At 69.2% G+C, this 16,584-nt stretch carries 17 protein-coding genes; 11 read left to right on the top strand and 6 right to left on the bottom strand.

All coding sequences use genetic code 11. The annotated features are described in order from the left end of the window. Positions 1-52 precede the first annotated feature (52 nt). Entirely contained in the window at positions 53-1,141 is a 1,089-nt protein-coding gene (locus tag ON34_RS25820; RefSeq protein WP_040784055.1) for an ABC transporter substrate-binding protein, read from the top strand. On the opposite strand, the gene ON34_RS25815 is transcribed toward ON34_RS25820, so the two are convergent. Further along, positions 1,142-2,179 (bottom strand): XdhC family protein, encoded by a 1,038-nt coding sequence (locus ON34_RS25815; RefSeq protein ID WP_040784051.1) that lies wholly within the window; start codon positions 2,177-2,179, stop codon positions 1,142-1,144. 13 nt (positions 2,180-2,192) lie between these two features. Then, positions 2,193-2,789 (bottom strand): nucleotidyltransferase family protein, encoded by a 597-nt coding sequence (locus ON34_RS25810; RefSeq protein ID WP_040784049.1) that lies wholly within the window; start codon positions 2,787-2,789, stop codon positions 2,193-2,195. 141 nt (positions 2,790-2,930) lie between these two features. On the opposite strand from ON34_RS25810, the gene uraD reads away from it, so the two are divergent. The 10 genes from uraD to puuE all read left to right on the top strand — a co-directional run bounded on the left by uraD (position 2,931) and on the right by puuE (position 14,285). Next, the gene (gene uraD / locus ON34_RS25805; protein WP_040784046.1) at positions 2,931-3,434 is read left to right on the top strand and encodes a 2-oxo-4-hydroxy-4-carboxy-5-ureidoimidazoline decarboxylase; all 504 of its coding nucleotides are present in this window, start codon (positions 2,931-2,933) and stop codon (positions 3,432-3,434) included. Then, a complete protein-coding gene (uraH, locus tag ON34_RS25800) occupies positions 3,431-3,748 on the top strand; it encodes a hydroxyisourate hydrolase (protein ID WP_040784043.1) in 318 nt (105 codons plus the stop codon). The genes uraD and uraH overlap by 4 nt, the downstream gene beginning before the upstream one ends. Positions 3,749-3,755: 7 nt before the next feature. Next, positions 3,756-4,661 carry a factor-independent urate hydroxylase gene (pucL, locus tag ON34_RS25795; protein ID WP_040784041.1) on the top strand — a complete coding sequence of 302 codons (906 nt, stop codon included), beginning with the start codon at positions 3,756-3,758 and terminating at the stop codon, positions 4,659-4,661. After that, positions 4,649-6,010 carry an 8-oxoguanine deaminase gene (locus ON34_RS25790; protein ID WP_040784039.1) on the top strand — a complete coding sequence of 454 codons (1,362 nt, stop codon included), beginning with the start codon at positions 4,649-4,651 and terminating at the stop codon, positions 6,008-6,010. The genes pucL and ON34_RS25790 overlap by 13 nt, the downstream gene beginning before the upstream one ends. A gap of 653 nt (positions 6,011-6,663) precedes the next feature. Then, positions 6,664-7,512, top strand: a complete 849-nt coding sequence (locus ON34_RS25785; protein WP_040784037.1) for an FAD binding domain-containing protein — start codon at positions 6,664-6,666, stop codon at positions 7,510-7,512. Next, positions 7,509-7,862: a hypothetical protein gene (locus ON34_RS25780; RefSeq protein ID WP_040784035.1), complete on the top strand. Its 354-nt coding sequence runs from the start codon at positions 7,509-7,511 to the stop codon at positions 7,860-7,862. The genes ON34_RS25785 and ON34_RS25780 overlap by 4 nt, the downstream gene beginning before the upstream one ends. Beyond that, positions 7,862-10,861 (top strand): molybdopterin-dependent oxidoreductase, encoded by a 3,000-nt coding sequence (locus tag ON34_RS25775; protein ID WP_040784277.1) that lies wholly within the window; start codon positions 7,862-7,864, stop codon positions 10,859-10,861. The genes ON34_RS25780 and ON34_RS25775 overlap by 1 nt, the downstream gene beginning before the upstream one ends. Further along, positions 10,858-12,192 carry a DUF6986 family protein gene (locus ON34_RS25770; protein ID WP_040784032.1) on the top strand — a complete coding sequence of 445 codons (1,335 nt, stop codon included), beginning with the start codon at positions 10,858-10,860 and terminating at the stop codon, positions 12,190-12,192. The genes ON34_RS25775 and ON34_RS25770 overlap by 4 nt, the downstream gene beginning before the upstream one ends. Before the next feature lie 44 nt (positions 12,193-12,236). Beyond that, entirely contained in the window at positions 12,237-13,199 is a 963-nt protein-coding gene (gene alc, locus ON34_RS25765; RefSeq protein ID WP_040784275.1) for an allantoicase, read from the top strand. Between the two features lie 171 nt (positions 13,200-13,370). After that, complete coding sequence (puuE, locus tag ON34_RS25760; RefSeq protein WP_040784030.1) at positions 13,371-14,285, top strand: allantoinase PuuE; 915 nt, start codon at positions 13,371-13,373, stop codon at positions 14,283-14,285. Positions 14,286-14,383: 98 nt separating this feature from the next. On the opposite strand, the gene ON34_RS25755 is transcribed toward puuE, so the two are convergent. The 4 genes from ON34_RS25755 to ON34_RS25740 form a co-directional block, all read right to left on the bottom strand. Then, positions 14,384-14,821 carry a hypothetical protein gene (locus tag ON34_RS25755; protein ID WP_157172431.1) on the bottom strand — a complete coding sequence of 146 codons (438 nt, stop codon included), beginning with the start codon at positions 14,819-14,821 and terminating at the stop codon, positions 14,384-14,386. A 188-nt stretch (positions 14,822-15,009) separates the two neighbouring features. After that, the gene (locus ON34_RS33840; RefSeq protein ID WP_051023101.1) at positions 15,010-15,465 is read right to left on the bottom strand and encodes an RDD family protein; all 456 of its coding nucleotides are present in this window, start codon (positions 15,463-15,465) and stop codon (positions 15,010-15,012) included. A gap of 116 nt (positions 15,466-15,581) precedes the next feature. Continuing rightward, positions 15,582-16,034 carry a DUF4254 domain-containing protein gene (locus tag ON34_RS25745; RefSeq protein WP_051023100.1) on the bottom strand — a complete coding sequence of 151 codons (453 nt, stop codon included), beginning with the start codon at positions 16,032-16,034 and terminating at the stop codon, positions 15,582-15,584. Beyond that, positions 16,031-16,537: a DUF4254 domain-containing protein gene (locus ON34_RS25740; RefSeq protein WP_051023099.1), complete on the bottom strand. Its 507-nt coding sequence runs from the start codon at positions 16,535-16,537 to the stop codon at positions 16,031-16,033. The genes ON34_RS25745 and ON34_RS25740 overlap by 4 nt, the downstream gene beginning before the upstream one ends. Positions 16,538-16,584 lie beyond the last annotated feature (47 nt).

Here is a 16,584-nt window from a genome sequence, read left to right as displayed (position 1 = left end):
CTCGGAACGTCAAAGTAAAGAATTCGAAACGCGGTGCACTTAGATTCGGCCCATGACACCCGTGCAACGCTCCACGTTCGGGCACCTGAACCGACGCACCTTTCTCCGCTACTCCTCGCTCACCGCGGCCGTGCTCGGTGGCTCGGCGACCCTTGCCGCCTGCGGCGGCGAGTCGAGCGACACCTCGGGCGGCTCGACCCCGGACGGCTCGAAGTACGGCAAGGTCGCGGTGCAGCTGTCCTGGCTGAAGAACATCGAATTCGCGGGTGAGTACTTCGCCGACGCCAGAGGCTATTTCAAGGAAGCCGGTTTCGGCGCGGTCGACCTCATCGCGGGCGGCGCGGCGAGCACGTCGGTGGAAGCGGGATTGGACACCGGAAAGGTGTGGCTCGGACTGTCCGCGCCGCAGACCACCGCACCGGCGATCCTGGAGGGGCTGCCCGCGAAGATCGTGGCGACCACCTACCAGAAGAACCCGTTCGCGATCGTCAGCTCCGCGGCCAAGCCGATCCGGACGCCGCAGGAGATGAAGGGCCGCAAGATCGGCGTGCAGGACACCAACCAGCTGATCTTCAACGCACTGCTCACCGCCAACGGGATGAAGCCGAGCGACGTCACCGTCGTGCCCGCGCAGTTCGATCCGACCCCGCTGGCCAACGGCGAGGTCGACGGATGGGTCAGCTATGTGACCAACGAGCCGATCACCCTGGCCGCGAAAGGCTTCCAGAACACGCACTTTCTGTTCGCCGACTTCAACCTGCCGTTGGTCGCCGAGACGTTGACGGTCGCGCAGTCCACCATCGACAAAGAGCGCGACAAGCTGAAGGCGTTCTTGGCCGCCGAGATCAAGGGCTGGAAGGACGCGGTGGCGAACCCGGCCGAGTCGGCCCGGCTCGCGGTCGAGGTGTACGGCAAGGATCAGAAGCTCGATGTGGCCGAGCAGACCGAAGAGGCCATCGCGCAGAACGACCTGGTGGTCTCACCGGACACGGCCGCCAATGGCCTGCTCACGATGACCGACGCGCTGATCGAGCAGAATATCGCCGCGCTGCGCACCGCCAAGATCGATATCAAGGCCGAGCAGTTGTTCGACCTGTCCGTGCTGCGCGAGCTGTATGCCGAGAATCCCGGCCTGAAATAACTAGATGCCGAGCCCCACGGCGGTTTTCGGTGTGACCGGGAATTCACCGCTGTAGGGGTCGATCGGTCGTGCCGGTTGCGCGGCGCGTACGGCAAGGAGTTCGGCCGCGATCGAGACCGCGACTTCGGGGGCCGTGCGCGCCCCGATGTCGAGGCCCGCGGGCGAATGTAGTCGGGCGAGGGTCTCGTCGCCGAAACCGCCTGCCCGGAGGTCCTCCATGCGCCGGATGTGTACCTGACGGGAACCCATGGCTCCGAGGTACCCCAGCTCGGGTAGTCGCAGTGCCACGGTGAGCAGCGGGATTTCGAACGTGGGATCGTGCGAGAGTACGACGATGGCTGTGCTGCTGTCGATTTCACCGGCGGCGGAGAGGGTGTTGAGATAGCGGTGCGGCCAGTCGACCACGACTTCGGCGCCCGGAAATGATTCCGGGGTAGCGAAATTGGGGCGCGAATCGCAGATGGTCACCCGGTAGCCGAGCAGCTTGGCCTGCACGGTGAGGGCGGCGGCGAAAGAGTTGGCGCCGAAGATGATCAGGCGCGGAGGCGGGGCGAACGAGGCGACGAACACGTCCGAATCCGGCAGTGCGACCAGTTCGGTCGGGTGTCTTCGGTCGGTGATCAGGTGCTGGCCGATCAGATCGGCGTCGGAGTTCCACACCACCGTGAAGACGGTGACCCTCCGGTGCGCCGCGATCTCCGCGGCCACATCGGGGAACTCCGGGAAATGTCTTCGGGAGAACGGTTCGGTGAAGACGTCCATCATCCCCTCGCCGGTCGCGCCCGCCTCGAAGCCGCCGGGCACCCCGAAGCGGTGCAGCGCGCGCCGGCCGGTGCGCGCGGCCTGGAGCACCGCCTCGTACGCGATGTCCTCCAGCCCGCCCGCGGCGATCGATCCGTACACGCCGCCGTCCGGGTCGACCAGCATCGCGGAGCCCACCGGTAACGGGGCCGAACCCACCGTGCGCACGATGGTGGCCAGCCCACCGGTCCGGCCCGAGTGCCACACCCGCAACAGGTCGTCGATGATGTCCCGCATCAGCTAGCTCCGATCACCGTGCGGTCGTGGCCGGAAAGTCACGATCGATCCCCGTCGCCAAATCGTCGCACGTGACGCACACCATATCGTTTCTGCCGGTCAAATAGGTGCGAGCTCCGGAATCTCCCGCGGCGGCCCCACAAACTCCGTTCCAATGCTTGTGCGCGATAACAACTGGGTGCCCAGGTGTGTCGTGGAACACAGCACGCGCGAGGCCGCTGGGTGCCGCGACCGCGGCGGCGAGGACCCGGGCGACCACGTCGGCGCCGACGTCGGGGGTGTCCACCGGCATGATCGCGGCGTAGCGCGCGGGAGTGCGGGACGCGGCGATCAGACCGGCGCGGAGCGCGGCGCTGAGGCCGGTGGCCCAGTCGGCGGCCCACACGTGCTGCACGTTCGGCGGCAGGTCGACGATCCGCGGCGTCGGGCCGGTCGCGCCGAGCACGACGATCACCGGATCGCAGCCGCCGTCGCGCAGGGCGGCCACCGTCGAGCGCAGCCACGCGCCGCCCTCGGCGAGCACTTTGGGCCGCCCGTAGCGTGTTCCCGCACCGGCGGCGAGGACGACACCGGCACAGGGTGCGACAGCCGGGCGGTGCTGATCAGCCATGGCTATGACGGTAATACCGGGCGGTCTGCGCCGCACGATGTGAAAACCACTGCTCAGGCCGCGTTCACCTGGACGACACGCCGAGGGTGATCTCTCCCGTTTCCGGTGGCGGCCCGCGGGGTCGTATTCGATGCTGGTCGGATGACGGATCAGCGGCCCGGACTCGCGGCCTTCGACGCGCTGTCCGACGAGGCGGCCTACGAAGCGGTGCTCGGCTGTTGCTCGTCGCCGGGGTTCGCGCGGTCGCTGGTCGAGGGCCGTCCGTACCCGAGTGTCGAGGCGCTGCTCGACGCCGCCGACGCGGCGCTGGAGCGATTGCCCGAATCCGAGCTCGAGCTGGCGCTCGCGGGGCATCCCCGGATCGGGGAGCGACCGCGTTCGGCGGCATCGGCGCGGGAGCAGGCCGGGGTGGCGGGTGCGGCGGACGCGGTCCGCGTGGCGCTCGCCGAAGGCAATCGCGCCTATGAGGAACGGTTCGGGCACATCTACCTGGTGTGCGCGAGCGGCAAGTCGGCCGAAGAGCTGCTCGCGCTGCTCACCGCTCGGCTGCGCAATGATCCCGAGACCGAAAGGCGAGTCGTGCGAACAGAACTGGCGAAGATCAACCGCATCCGGCTGCGCGCGCTGCTGGGAGAACAGTCATGAGTGCGCTGAGCACCCATGTGCTGGACGCGGTCCGCGGTGTACCGGCCGCGGGCGTCACGGTGACGCTGTACCAGCAGGCGTGGCAGCTCGATTCGGGGGAAACCGACGCTGACGGCCGGATCAGCACGTTGGGCGGAGCGCTCGAACCGGGAACCTATCGGCTGGTGTTCGACACCGGCGCCTATTTCGCGCGCCAGGAGGTCGAAACCTTCTATCCCGAGGTCGTCGTCGCGTTCGCCGTCACCGAGGAGCGGCACTACCACGTCCCGTTGTTGTTGTCGCCGTTCGCGTTTACCACCTACCGAGGGAGCTGAGCCGAGCATGGAACTGACCGGGCCGATCGTGCTGTCGGACCACCGATACGGCAAGGCGGAGAATCGGATCGTCCGGATCTACCGGCAGACGGCGCGGCACGAGATCCGTGACGTGAACGTCTCCACGGTGCTGCGCGGCGATTTCGCCGACGCGTACGTCACCGGTGACCAGACGAAAGTGCTGCCCACCGACACGCAGAAGCAGACCGCCTACGCCTTCGCGAAACAGCCGGGACTGCGCACGATCGAGGACTACGCGCTGGCGCTGGCCGACCACTTCGTCACCGATATCGAGCCGGTGACCAGCGCGCGCGTCGAGGTCGACGAATACGCCTGGCAGCGGGTCTCGGTCGGCGGGGTCGAGCACGACCACACCTGGGTGCGCCAAGGGGCCGAAGTACGCACGGCGGCGGTAACCGTCACCGGCGAAGGTGAAGATCGGCTGGCCTGGGTCGTGGGCGGGGTGAAAGATCTGACCATCCTGAAGTCGACCGGCTCGGAGTTCGCGGGTTTCCTGACCGACGACTTCACCGTGCTCGCGCCCACCGACGACCGGATGCTGGCCACCTCGCTGGTCGCTGAATGGCGCTTCGCCGACACCGACGGCGTCGACTGGGACGAGGTCTACACGGGAGTGCGGGCACGGTTGGTGGAAACCTTCGCGACGCTGCACTCGAAAGCGCTCCAGCAGACGCTGTTCGAGATGGGCAAAGCCGCGCTGGCGGCGTACCCGGTGCTGGCCGAGATCCGGCTCGCCGCGCCGAACAAGCATCATTTCGACTACGACCTGGCCCGCTTCGGCATCGAGAACCGCGGCGAGGTATATCACGCCGACGACCGCCCCTACGGTCTGATCCACGCCACCGTGGCGCGTGCCGACGCACCGGAAGCGGGTCTCGCGTGGACCAGGTGACCGTCATCGACGGTTGCGCCATCGCGACCGTCGACGAGCGCCGCACCGAGTACGCGCGCGGCTACGTCGTCGTGCGCGGCAACCGGATCGAGGCGGTCGGCGCGGGCGATGCCCCCGAGGTCGAGGCGGGAGCGCGACGCATCGATGGCCGCGGGTGCCTGCTGACTCCCGGCTTGGTGAACACCCATCACCACCTCTACCAGTGGATAACCCGCGGCTTGGCCACGGATCACACGCTGTTCGAGTGGCTCACCACGCTCTACCCCGTCTGGGCGGGCATCGATGAGGACGCGGTGCGCGTCGCCGCCACGGCTGCGCTGGCCACCCTCGCCCGCACCGGGTGCACCACGACGACCGATCACCACTACCTGTTCCCACGGGAGGGCGGCGACCTGCTCGGGGCGGAGATCACCGCCGCGGCCGACGTGGGCCTGCGCTTCCATCCCTGCCGCGGCTCGATGGATCGCGGAGCGAGTGCGGGCGGTTTGCCGCCCGACCACGTAGTGGAGAGTCTGGAGGACATCCTCACCGCGAGCGCGGAAGCCGTCGAACGCTGGCACGACCCCTCGTTCGATTCCATGCTGCGCATCGCGCTGGCGCCGTGCTCGCCGTTCTCGGTCACGCCGGAACTGTTGCGGGAGTCGGCGGTGCTGGCCCGCACCTTCGGTGTCCGACTGCACACCCATCTCGCCGAGACCATCGACGAACAGGAATACTGCGCACAGGTTTTCGGGTGCACGCCCGCGCAGTACCTGGAACGGCTCGGCTGGCTCGGCCCCGACGTCTGGTACGCGCACGCCGTGCACCTCGACGACCACGCGATCGAAGCCATGGCGCGAACCGGCACCGGCGTGGCGCATTGCCCCACCTCGAACGCGCGGCTCGGCGCCGGTATCGCGCGCACCGCCGACCTGGTGCTCGCGGGCGTCCCGGTCGGGCTGGGCGTCGACGGCGCGGCGAGCAATGAGTCCGGCTCGATGATCGAAGAGCCGAGGCACGCGCTGCTGTGGGCCCGCAACCGAGGCGGACCCCGCGCGATGACGGTCCGCACCGCGTTGGAACTCGCCACCATCGGCGGCGCGCGGGTGCTCGGCCGCGCCGCCGAGATCGGCTCGATCGAAGCGGGCAAACTGGCGGATCTGGCACTGTGGCGCCTCGACACCGCCGCGCACGCCGGAATCGATGACCCCGTGACCGCACTCGTGCTCGGCGCACCGCCACCGCTGGCCGCGCTGCTGGTCAACGGACGCGAGGTGGTCCGCGACGACGAGGTACGCACGGTCGCCATGGACGTGGTCGCCGCCGAGGTGGCCCGGGCGCAGGCGGCGTTGCTCGCGAAAGCGGGATGAGGCTGCCGCTGCTTCGACTCGAGCGCTTCGCCGAGCGCCACGACCGCCTGTTCTCGCGTGACCGTTCCGGTGTCGCGGATGCCGTTCTCGGTGTCGGCCCGGGACGATCGCGGACCGGGATGCCGGGTACGCGCCATGCCGATCCGTGACGGGGTTTTCGGTACGTCGACACCGCGGGCGGGGATGTTCAGGAGGCGGGACGAGCGGCCCTCGAACGTGATGTGCCGGGGTAGTGCGGAGAGATTGCTGGCGGTGCGCGAGACCGAACTGGGGGACGCGCGTGGTGGATGCCGCCCATGATGGTGATCTCGGATCGGATACCTCGGGCACGCGCGAGGGTGAGTTGACGAGATCGGCGTCCGGTGCCGGTCAGCAGAGCGGGCACGGGGCGCAATCGCGGCGGTGAGCGAGGTTTCGTGCCTGGTCAGGCCGGACGCGAGATACTGAAGCAGTGTCGGCTCGGACGACTCGCGCAGGCGGGCGGGAGCTCTGGATCGCGGACGGGCGCCCGCGAAGCTGGGCCGTGGCGGCTTCCGGCCGTGGGCGGTCGTCGCGCGGCCAGGTAACGGCCGCGCAATCTGACGTACGTCGCGCGCAATATGGCGGCAACCGACTGGCTCTACCGTGACGGTGAGGCAGGAACGAGGTGTGACGTGGACCTGGACACGATCCGCGAGGTGGTGATCGCCCGCGAGCGAGCGGACCTGGCGCTGCTCGGCGAGTCGGCCGCGGTGCTCGCCGGGGGTACCTTCCTGTTCTCCGAACCGCAGGATCAGCTGGTGCGCCTGGTCGACATCACCACCATGGGCTGGCCCGCGTTCCAGGTGGTGGACGACGGACTGGAGATCGCCGCCACCTGCACCCTGGCCGAGTTCGCGGGCGCGGTGCGGGGGCGGGAGCTGGGCGCGCCGGTCCTGCGCGACCAATGGCCAGGGACGGCTCTGTTCGCGCAGTCCTGCCGGGCGCTGCTGGCCTCACACAAGATCTGGCGCACCGCCACCGTCGGGGGCAACGTCTGTCTCGCGCTACCCGCCGGAGCGGTGCTCGGTGCGCTCGTCGCACTCGACGGTTTGGCGCTGGTGTGGGCCGCGGACGGCGTCGATCGTCGTATTCCCTTGCGCGACTTCGTATCCAGTCCTGAAAGCACCGCCTTGCGGCCCGGCGAGGTGCTGCGCTCGATCTACCTGCCTCGCTCGAGTCTGCTGGCGCATACCAGCTTTCGGAAGATCGCGCTCGCCCCACTCGGCCGGTCCGGCGCGGTGGTGATGGGACGGCGGGATCCGGACGGCCGCAGCGCGGTCACCATCACGGCCGCCACGACCAAGCCGGTCGTCCTGGACTTCGCCGCACCGCCGAGCGAACCCGAACTACGGGACGCCATGGCCGCGATCGATCCCACGCTCTGGTTCGACGACCCGCACGGGTCACCGGAGTGGCGGCGGCACGTCACCGGGCTCCTCATCCGCGAGGTCGCCGGAGAACTGCGGGAACGCGCATCATGATGCACTTCGAGGTGGACGCCGAGTTCGTCGAGCTCGAGGTGCGGCCGGGTCGACGTCTACGCACGGCCCTGCGCACGCGCGGCGTTCGCGAGGTTGCCGGGGGATCGGGACTGGTGATGCGGTTCGTGGTGGACGGAAGGCTCGTCGAAATCGAGCCCTGGCCGGGCCGGTACCTGTGCGCGAGCGGCCATCGCGAAGTTTCCGGAGGAGGGCGGGGGATCGTGATCAGGTTCGTGGTGGACGGCAGGCCTGTCGAGTTGGAGGCGCACCCGGGGCAGTGCCTGCGCACGGCCCGGCATGCGACTGGTAAGCGGGAGGTCGCCGGAGAAGGGCGGGGGCGGCAATCGTGATCAGGTTCGAGGTGGACGGCAAGCCGGTCGAGTTCGAGGCGCGGCCGGGGCAGTGCCTGCGCACGGCCCTGCGCGAGAGTGGGCACCTGGCTGTGAAAAAGGGCTGCGACGCTGGCGATTGCGGCGCATGTTCGGTGCTGGTCGACGGAATGACGGTGCACTCCTGCGTGTTTCCCGCCTATCGCGCGGCCGGTTGTTCCATCACGACGGCCGCCGGGCTCGGGACGCCGGAGCACCCGCACCCGGTGCAGCGCCGATTTCTCGACAACGCCGGATTCCAATGCGGGTTCTGCACCGCGGGCATGGTCGTCACCGCGGCGGGATTGGGTAGCGCCCCGGAGGGGCCACTCGGCGGACGCGAGAGCGAACTCGCTGAACTGATGAAGGGAAACCTGTGCCGTTGCACGGGTTACCGCGCGATCCGGGCCGCATTGGGCGAGCCGCCGATACCGGACGACCCCGCAGCCATAGCGCCGGATCAGACCGTCACGGCGGCTGGAGGCGCGGGCACCGGAGTCGGCGCCCTTGCCGGACCACGCATCGTCACCGGCAGCGAGCCCTTCACCCTCGATCTGCCGCCTGCCGCCATGGCGGACGAGTACGCCGCTGCTTCCGCCGCGATGGACGCTCGGCAAGCAAGTGACACGGCCGCCGCGCCCCCGACCACCACGGGGGACGAACTCGCCGCTGATTCCGCCGTGGAGAGCAGGCACGGAATGGGCGCTGCGGTCGCCGTGCCCCCGACCGCGGTCGGGCCGCACACCGTCGCAGCGGACGAGGTCACTGCCGATTCCGCCGCGGAGAAAAGGTTGGGAAGGGCCGCACCCCCCACCGCGCCTCTGCATATCGCCGTGCTGCGGAGTCCGTACCCGCACGCCCGAATCCGCTCGATCCGCACCGCGGACGCCGAGGCACTGCCGGGCGTGCACGCGGTGCTCACCTACGCCGACGCGCCGGACGTGGCGTTCTCGACGGCACGCCATGAGCTGCGGACGGACGATCCCGACGACACCTACGTGCTGGACCGGACCGTCCGATTCGTCGGGCAGCGGGTGGCCGCGGTGGTGGCGGACACCGTCGCGACCGCGCGTGCGGCAGTTCGGCTGTTACACGTCGACTACGAGATCCTGCCCGCGGTATTCGACCCGCGGGAGGCACTGCGAGCCGACGCGCCGAAACTGCATGCGGACAAGCCGGATTCGGCCCGGATCGCCGATCCGGGCCGCAATCTGGTCGCCGAACTGCACGGCGAGGTGGGCGACATGGCGGCGGGTCTGGCCGCCGCGGCGCAGGTCGTGCGTGGTGTGTGGCATTCACCGCGCGGGCAGCACGTGCACCTGGAGACGCACGGCGGGGTCGGATGGCTGGACGACGCGGGCAGGCTGGTCATCCGATGCAGTACCCAGGTCCCGTTCCTGGTGCGCGCCGAACTGTGCCGCGTTTTCGGACTGCCGCCCGAGCGGGTACGGGTGTTCGCGGCCAGGGTCGGCGGCGGATTCGGCGCGAAGCAGGAGATGCTGGCCGAGGACCTGATCGCGCTGGCCGTGCTGCGGACCGGCAGGCCGGTGCAGTACGAGTTCACCCGCTCCGACGAGTTCACCGCCGCGACCTGTCGGCATCCGATGCGCGTCGCCGTGACGGCGGGCGCCGACGCGAACGGCGTGCTGACCGCGCTGGCGGTCGATGTGCTCGCGGATACCGGGGCCTACGGCAACCACAGCGGCGGCGTGATGTTCCACGGCGTGGGTGAATCGGTAGAGCTGTACCGCTGCGCCAACAAACGCGTCGACGCGCAAGCGGTGTACACCAACAACGTTCCCTCCGGGGCGTTCCGCGGTTACGGACTCGGGCAGGTCATCTTCGGGGTCGAGTCGGCGCTGGACGAGCTCGCGCACACGCTCGGCATCGACCCGTTCGAATTCCGGCGCCGCAACGTCGTGGTGCCCGGCGATCCGTTCGTCGGAGCGGCGGTGAACGAGGGCGACCTGATGTTCGGCAGCTACGGCCTGGACCAGTGCCTGGACCTGGCCGAGCGGGCACTGCTGCGGGGCAATGACGTGCACGCGCCCGGCCCGCAGTGGCGCGTCGGCACCGGGATGGCCGCCGCGATGATCGCCACCATCCCGCCGCGCGGCCACCGATCGACGGCGACAGCGTCGCTGTTGCCCGACGGACGCTACGAGATCCGGGTCGGCACAGCCGAATTCGGCAACGGCACGACGACCGTGCACGCGCAGCTCGCGGCTACCGCGCTGGACACCGACGTGTCCCGCATCGTGATCCGGCATGCCGACACCGACCTGGTCGAGTACGACACCGGCGCGTTCGGCTCCACCGGCATCGTGGTCGCGGGCAAGGCCGTCTACGCGGCCGCGGGCGCGCTGCATGGGCTGCTGCTGGCCAGGGCGGCGGCGCTGTCCGGCGTTCCGCGACGCGACTGCGTGCTGACCTCCGGCGGCGTGCACTGCGGCGACCAGCTACTCGGCGCGACGGAACTGCTGGCTCGCGGCGAGCTCACAGCACGCGCCGAGCACGCGGGCAGCCCCAGGTCGGTCAGCTTCAACGTGCACGCCTTCCGTGTGGCCGTGCACTCCGACACCGGCGTGGTCCGGATCCTCCAGTCGGTCCAGGCCGCCGACGCGGGCACCGTGCTCAATCCCGTGCAGTGTCGCGGGCAGGTGGAAGGCGGTGTCGCACAGGCCATCGGCACCGCGCTGTACGAGGACATGCGCAGCGACCACGGCGTGGTGCTGACGCAGACCCTGCGGCACTATCACGTGCCGCAGTTCGCCGACGTGCCCCGCACCGAGGTGTACTTCGCCGAGACGGCCGACACCCTCGGGCCGCTCGGCGCCAAATCGATGAGCGAGTCGCCGTACAACCCGGTCGCGCCCGCGCTGGCCAACGCGATCCGCGACGCGGTCGGCGTCCGCCTCGACCGCCTGCCGATGACCGCGGACCGGGTCTGGGCCGCGCTGCGGAAGAAGGAGTCGCGATGACCAAGGTGCCCGAGCATGTCCGCGCGCGGATCGAGGCGATGCTCGACACGGTCGACGCCGAGCTGCGCCGGAGGTATCCGGGATCGAACGGCAGGTCGCAGCCGATTCACACGGTGTACGTCCCGGCCGATCGCGTCGCGGAGGAGACTCCTGCCGAATGGGGCGCGACGGCGGTCGAATTGCTCGACCGCCACCACGACCTGCTGGCCACCCTCGACGAAACCGGGTCGCTGCCCGACGTCCGCAAGCGGCTGGAACAGGACCCGGTCCAGGATCTGCGCATCGACTTCGAAGACGGTTACGGCCTGCGTGCGGATGCCGAAGAGGACCGCGCGGCCATGGCGGCGGGCGCCGTGCTCGCGGCCTGGTCGCGGCGCTGCGGTGGCCCGCGGGCCGGAGATGCCACGGTTGCGGCGGGCGGCGGCGCCGGCGAACCGGACGGGTTTCCACCACGCCACCGGGCGCAGCAGATCATCGATGATGCGCGAGCGTGGCGAGCGCGCCCGGCGAGCAGCGGCATCCGGATGAAGGGTTTGGCGAGCGGTGAGCGTCGCCGTGCCCTGCGCACGCTCGACCTGGTCCTGGAGAGTGCGGGCGGGGTGCCCGAGGGTTTCGTCTTCACCGTCCCGAAAATCCGTGCCGCGCAGCAAGTTCGAGCTTTGGTGCAGTTGTGCGTCGGTCTGGAGCGCGGTTACGGCATCGCGGAGGGCAGTCTGCGGTTCGAACTTCAGATCGAGAGCCCGCAGGCCATCCTCGCCGCGGACGGCACCGCCCCGGTGGCCACCATGCTGACGCTGGCCGAGGGGCGGTGCAGCGCATTGCATTTCGGCACCTACGACTACACCGCGGCATGTGGCGTCGCCGCGCCGGACCAGGCGCTGGACCATCCGGCCGCCGACTACGCCAAGGCGGTCATGCAGGTCGCGGCCGCCCAGACCGGGGTGTGGGTGTGCGACGGCTCCACCCAGATCGTGCCCGACGCCGACCCCGAGGCCGCGCTGCGCAACCATCACCGCTTGGTCGCCCGAGCCCTGCGGCGCGGGTACTACCAGGGCTGGGACATGCATCCCGGCCACCTGGTCACACGCTGGCTGGCCACCTACGACTTCTTCCGCCGGGCCATCGACGTGGCGGTGCCGCGGCTGCTGGACTATCTGGCCCGGCGCGGCGGCGACGTCATGGACGAGCCCGCCACGGCGGAAGCGCTGGCCGCCACGGTACTGCGCGGCATCGATTGCGGGGCCCGGCCCACCGCGGGCGCCCCGGAACTGACCCAGGCGGTGCTGCGCGCACTGGCGGCGCGCGCACCGATTCCAGAGGAGACGACGTGAACGGCCTTCCGAACGGCGCGGTCCCGGACGACGCCGACCATGCGCTGGACGACGAGTTCACGCTGCTGCCGGATCTGGCGGTCCGCCCGCTCGGCGGCTCGGTGATCTGGGCCGACGACGAATTCTTCGCCGAGAAGGAGAATTTGATCAACCCCGGCCCCGCCGAGCACCGTCGGTCCACTTTCGGCCACAAGGGCCAGATCTACGACGGCTGGGAGACCCGCAGGCACCGCGGGCAGCCCGGCGACGATTCCGCGATCGTGCGGCTGGGCGTGCCCGGCGTGATCCGCGGCATCGTGGTCGACACCGCGTGGTTCACGGGCAACTACCCGCCCGCTGTCTCGGTGTCGGCGCTGGAGATCGAGGACTATCCGTCCGCGGAAGCCATTGCGGCACGCGACGATTGGGTGATGCTTGTCGACCGTTCGCCGGTCGCGGGCGACAGCCGCAACCTGTTCCCCGTCGAGAACGAGAAACGCTGGACGCATGTGAAGCTGACCATGCATCCCGACGGCGGCGTGGCGCGGTTGCGGGTGCACGGCGAGGGGAGACCCGATCCGCGACTGCTCGGTCTCGGGCCGCTGGACCTGGCCGCGCTGGAGAACGGCGCGCTGGTGCTGGACTGCTCCAACCGTTTCTACAGTTCGCCCAATCAATTGCTCTACCCCGGCCTGGCCCGCTCCATGGGCGACGGCTGGGAGACCGCCCGCCGCAGAGACGAGGGCAACGACTGGGTGCGCATCCGCTTGGCCGGACCCGGGTTGATCCGCCTCGCCGAGCTGGATACCTCCTACTTCCTGGGCAACAGCCCGGGCGCGGCCCGGCTCACCGGTCGCACCACCGACGGCACCGAACTGGAGCTGTTGCCGCGCACCGCGCTACAGCCCGACACCAGACACCGGTTCCCGATTCCGCCGATGGCCGCGTCGGTCGAAGAGGTCCGCCTGGACATCTACCCCGATGGCGGGCTGGCGCGGTTGCGGCTCTACGGAGAGCTCGGCGGATGAGCGTGCGCAGCGAGCGAATCATCGACACAGCCGAGCCTTCGCTCGTGCCGGAGCGGAGCGTCAGCGAGGTGCAGGCATGAGCGAGCGAACCATCGGCATGCGCGTTCAGGCCCGGAGGCGGCAGCGGAGCGTGACCGCGGAGTGCTGCGCTCATGGCCGAAGGGAGAGCGCATGAGCGGCCAGGCCAGGGATTTCGTCGGCTATGGCCCGAACCCGCCGGACCCGCAATGGCCGGGCGACGCGCGGATCGCGGTCCAGTTCGTGCTCAACTACGAGGAAGGCGGCGAGAACAACGTCCTCGACGGGGACGCGCATTCCGAGACGTTCCTGTCGGAAATGACACCGGCGGAAGCGTTCCCGAACCGGCATATGAGCATGGAATCGCTCTACGAATACGGCTCTCGCGCCGGACTGTGGCGGGTGCTGCGCGTTTTCGAACGCCGCGGGCTGCCGCTGACCGTCTTCGCCGTCGCCCGCGCCCTGGAACGCAACCCGGAGGCGGTGGCCGCTTTCCAGGAGCTCGGCCACGAGATCGCCTGTCACGGGCTGCGCTGGAAGTCCTATCAGCTGACCGACCGCGACACCGAACGCGCGCACATGGCCGAGGCCGTGCGCATCCTGACCGAGCTGACCGGCGCGGCGCCCCTGGGCTGGTACACCGGACGCGATTCGCCGCACACCAGGGAACTGGTGGTGGAGCACGGCGGGTTCGTCTACGACGCCGATTCCTACGCCGACGATCTCCCGTATTGGGTGCGCGTCCACGACCGCGACCACCTGGTGGTGCCCTACACCCTGGACACCAACGACATGCGCTTCGCCTCGCCCGCGGGCTTCCCGACCGGCGAACAGTTCTTCGCCCACGTCCGCGACGCCTTCGACGTGCTCTACCGGGAAGGCGCGGAAGGCAGCCCGAAGATGCTGTCGATCGGGCTGCACTGCCGCCTGATCGGACGACCCGCCCGCACCGCGGCCCTGGAGCGATTGCTCGACCACGTGCAGTCCTACGACCAGGTGTGGATCACCCGGCGCATCGACATCGCCGAACACTGGCGCAAGAAGCATCCGGCAGGCTTCACGTCTTGAGCTCGGCGCAGCCGCGGCACACCCGGACATCACGGAACCGATCCTCGACCCGGTCATCGCCTTCAGGACACGGCTGGTGCGGGTGGAGGTCCGGACCGTCAGCTTATCTGGGTGCCCGACCAGCCGAAGCTGAAGCTGTGGCCCTTCGAGGTGCAGGTCAGCGCGCCTCGGCCGCCGCCGGTGCAGCTTGCGCCCGCGTAGTTGATCGTTCCGGCGATAGGTTGGCTGCCGGGGCGGCCGTGTGCGCCGACCAGGCCGAAGGTCGGATGGGCGGGCAGGAACGGCAGATCGATGGCGAGGTCGTAGATGGGGAAGCCGTACAGGTTCGTGCCGAAGGGGATATCGCACCCCACATCACCATTCGGCCGGATAGCGCAGTTCGAACTGGCATAGGCGAAGTACACGGTGTCCCCGACGAGATATTCGGCCGGGTCTTGATTCGCGATCTGCGTCGGCGCGGCGGCGGCGACCGCGCTGCCCGCCATCGAGACCGCCGCCGCGGCGACAACAGAACCGAGCAAAGTACGTGCTTTCACGGATTCTCCTTCTCTCTGGACTTTCTTTGGACTACCCACGGGCGCAAGGACTATCGCGCACAGCATCGATCGGCCGTAACGGCCCGAACCCGCCACCGACTCTAGGAGGCCCGCGAACCGCGCGCTATCAGGTCCATGCCCCTATTTCGTTGGTGCCGTGGGCGCGAAATGGCCTGCTAGCGTGGCGTTCACGGCGTGCGGCGCCGCTCATCACGCCTGCGCACAGTTCGCAGGCCGCACGCCTGCCCCACACTCTCGCCCTCCAAGACGTACTGCAAGGCGATGAAAACGAAGCCGAACAGCCACCGCCACAGCGTCTGCCAGAAGCGCGGGCGTCGCCCGTCCTTCCACCGCAGCACCCGCATGCCGAAGAGCAGCTTGGCGGCACTACCCCGGAACAGGAGCGTGCCGATCACATGGTTGACGAAGGACAGCGCGAGCACGCACACGACCCAGGCCGCGAGAAACGCCAGAGCGCCATCGGTGTCGGGGAAGACGCGCTGAGACACACCGAGACCGACGAACAACACCAGCAAGCTGTCCGCTACCGCGGCCAGAGCCAGCCTGTTCTCACCCGCCTCCTCCGGCACCCGCACCTGCGACTGCTGGTTTACCTGCGGCTGCGGCTGCGGGCTGAAAATCATTGCTGAATTCCCTGATTCGATACCACTTGATGGAGTGGCCGATCTTAGTGGCGGAAAGAACGGTTCCCCCTGATGGGGACCTGCGCGTGACAGCCTCGCCTACAACCGTTTCTCCACTATCGGCGGGGGTCACGGACCGGGAGGCGTCTGGTTCCGGCGAGCACTTCGGCGGCGAGATCTTCATAGCCTTTCGCCAGATCGTCTAGTTGGGTATGGATGTCGTGGAGCGGCATCTCCAGTCCGTCGATCAGCATGGCGAACGCGTGTGCCGTGAGCTGGGCCATTCGGTCGATGATCTGTCCAAGTGTCTCGGTGTGCAAGGGTGCACCGGGAGACGGCGCCGGTGTGGTCGAGGCGACCAGGTAGTCGATGGCGGCTGCCCACCGCAGCCGCGCCCGATCGATCTGCCTTGCATCGCCGTCCGGTCGGCTCATCCGGATCTCGTGCAGCTCAGACAGTTCAACGGCCGCCGCCAGGATCGGGCTATCGGTTGTCGGCGGCCAACCACGGCACGCCGCCAACAGCGCCTCCCGACCCGGGAGCGTGCCCTGGTCTGGTCGCAGGGTCACCAGTTCTCTCCTGCCGGTGCCGGCAGTCGCCGCAGCCCGTCGGTCACTTGTGCGACCAGATCGTTGTATCCATCGACTAGTTCGGCCAGCCGGTGCCATGCGGCATGTACATGAGGATCCGCTGCTGTCCGGCAAGCCATCAGTACGGTGGTGGCGCGCGAGTGGGCGTCCGCGATGCGGTCGATCACCGACCCGAGCGTCTCGGTATGCATTGCGGCACCGTGGCGATGCTGCGGCACATTGTGCTCGGCCCAAACGTCGATCGCGTGCACGAGATCCGCACGGATACAGCGCTTCTCGCCGCTGCCGTCGAGTCGTCGCAGGCGATGCAGCTCGGCGAGCCGGTGTGCCCACCGCGCCAGCGGGTGGTCGCCCACGTAATTCCCGCGCATCGCGCACAGCAACTCCTTTGCCGACAACAGCGGGCCCGCGTCGAGTGCGGTCGTCCCCTCCGTCGGCAGAGTGCGGCCGCGGCCACGCCGCGTCGCAGGCAGTTCGTCCATCACTCGCACCGCTACACTCCGAAGTCCGACGTCGGCAGGACGATCAG

Origin of the sequence: Nocardia pneumoniae NBRC 100136 (assembly GCF_000308755.1) — a bacterium.
Taxonomy (GTDB): domain Bacteria; phylum Actinomycetota; class Actinomycetes; order Mycobacteriales; family Mycobacteriaceae; genus Nocardia; species Nocardia pneumoniae.
This window is presented reverse-complemented; position numbering and strand designations above follow the sequence as displayed.

Bases quoted from the DNA above. Each gene is read 5' to 3' on its own strand.
- uraD (WP_040784046.1), top strand. From the start codon at position 2,931: ATGACGGATCAGCGGCCCGGACTCGCGGCCTTCGACGCGCTGTCCGAC.
- ON34_RS25770 (WP_040784032.1), top strand. From the start codon at position 10,858: ATGACCAAGGTGCCCGAGCATGTCCGCGCGCGGATCGAGGCGATGCTC.
- ON34_RS25780 (WP_040784035.1), top strand. From the start codon at position 7,509: ATGATGCACTTCGAGGTGGACGCCGAGTTCGTCGAGCTCGAGGTGCGG.
- puuE (WP_040784030.1), top strand. From the start codon at position 13,371: ATGAGCGGCCAGGCCAGGGATTTCGTCGGCTATGGCCCGAACCCGCCG.
- pucL (WP_040784041.1), top strand. From the start codon at position 3,756: ATGGAACTGACCGGGCCGATCGTGCTGTCGGACCACCGATACGGCAAG.
- uraH (WP_040784043.1), top strand. From the start codon at position 3,431: ATGAGTGCGCTGAGCACCCATGTGCTGGACGCGGTCCGCGGTGTACCG.
- ON34_RS25740 (WP_051023099.1), bottom strand. From the start codon at position 16,537: ATGGACGAACTGCCTGCGACGCGGCGTGGCCGCGGCCGCACTCTGCCG.
- ON34_RS33840 (WP_051023101.1), bottom strand. From the start codon at position 15,465: ATGATTTTCAGCCCGCAGCCGCAGCCGCAGGTAAACCAGCAGTCGCAG.
- ON34_RS25810 (WP_040784049.1), bottom strand. From the start codon at position 2,789: ATGGCTGATCAGCACCGCCCGGCTGTCGCACCCTGTGCCGGTGTCGTC.
- ON34_RS25820 (WP_040784055.1), top strand. From the start codon at position 53: ATGACACCCGTGCAACGCTCCACGTTCGGGCACCTGAACCGACGCACC.
- ON34_RS25815 (WP_040784051.1), bottom strand. From the start codon at position 2,179: ATGCGGGACATCATCGACGACCTGTTGCGGGTGTGGCACTCGGGCCGG.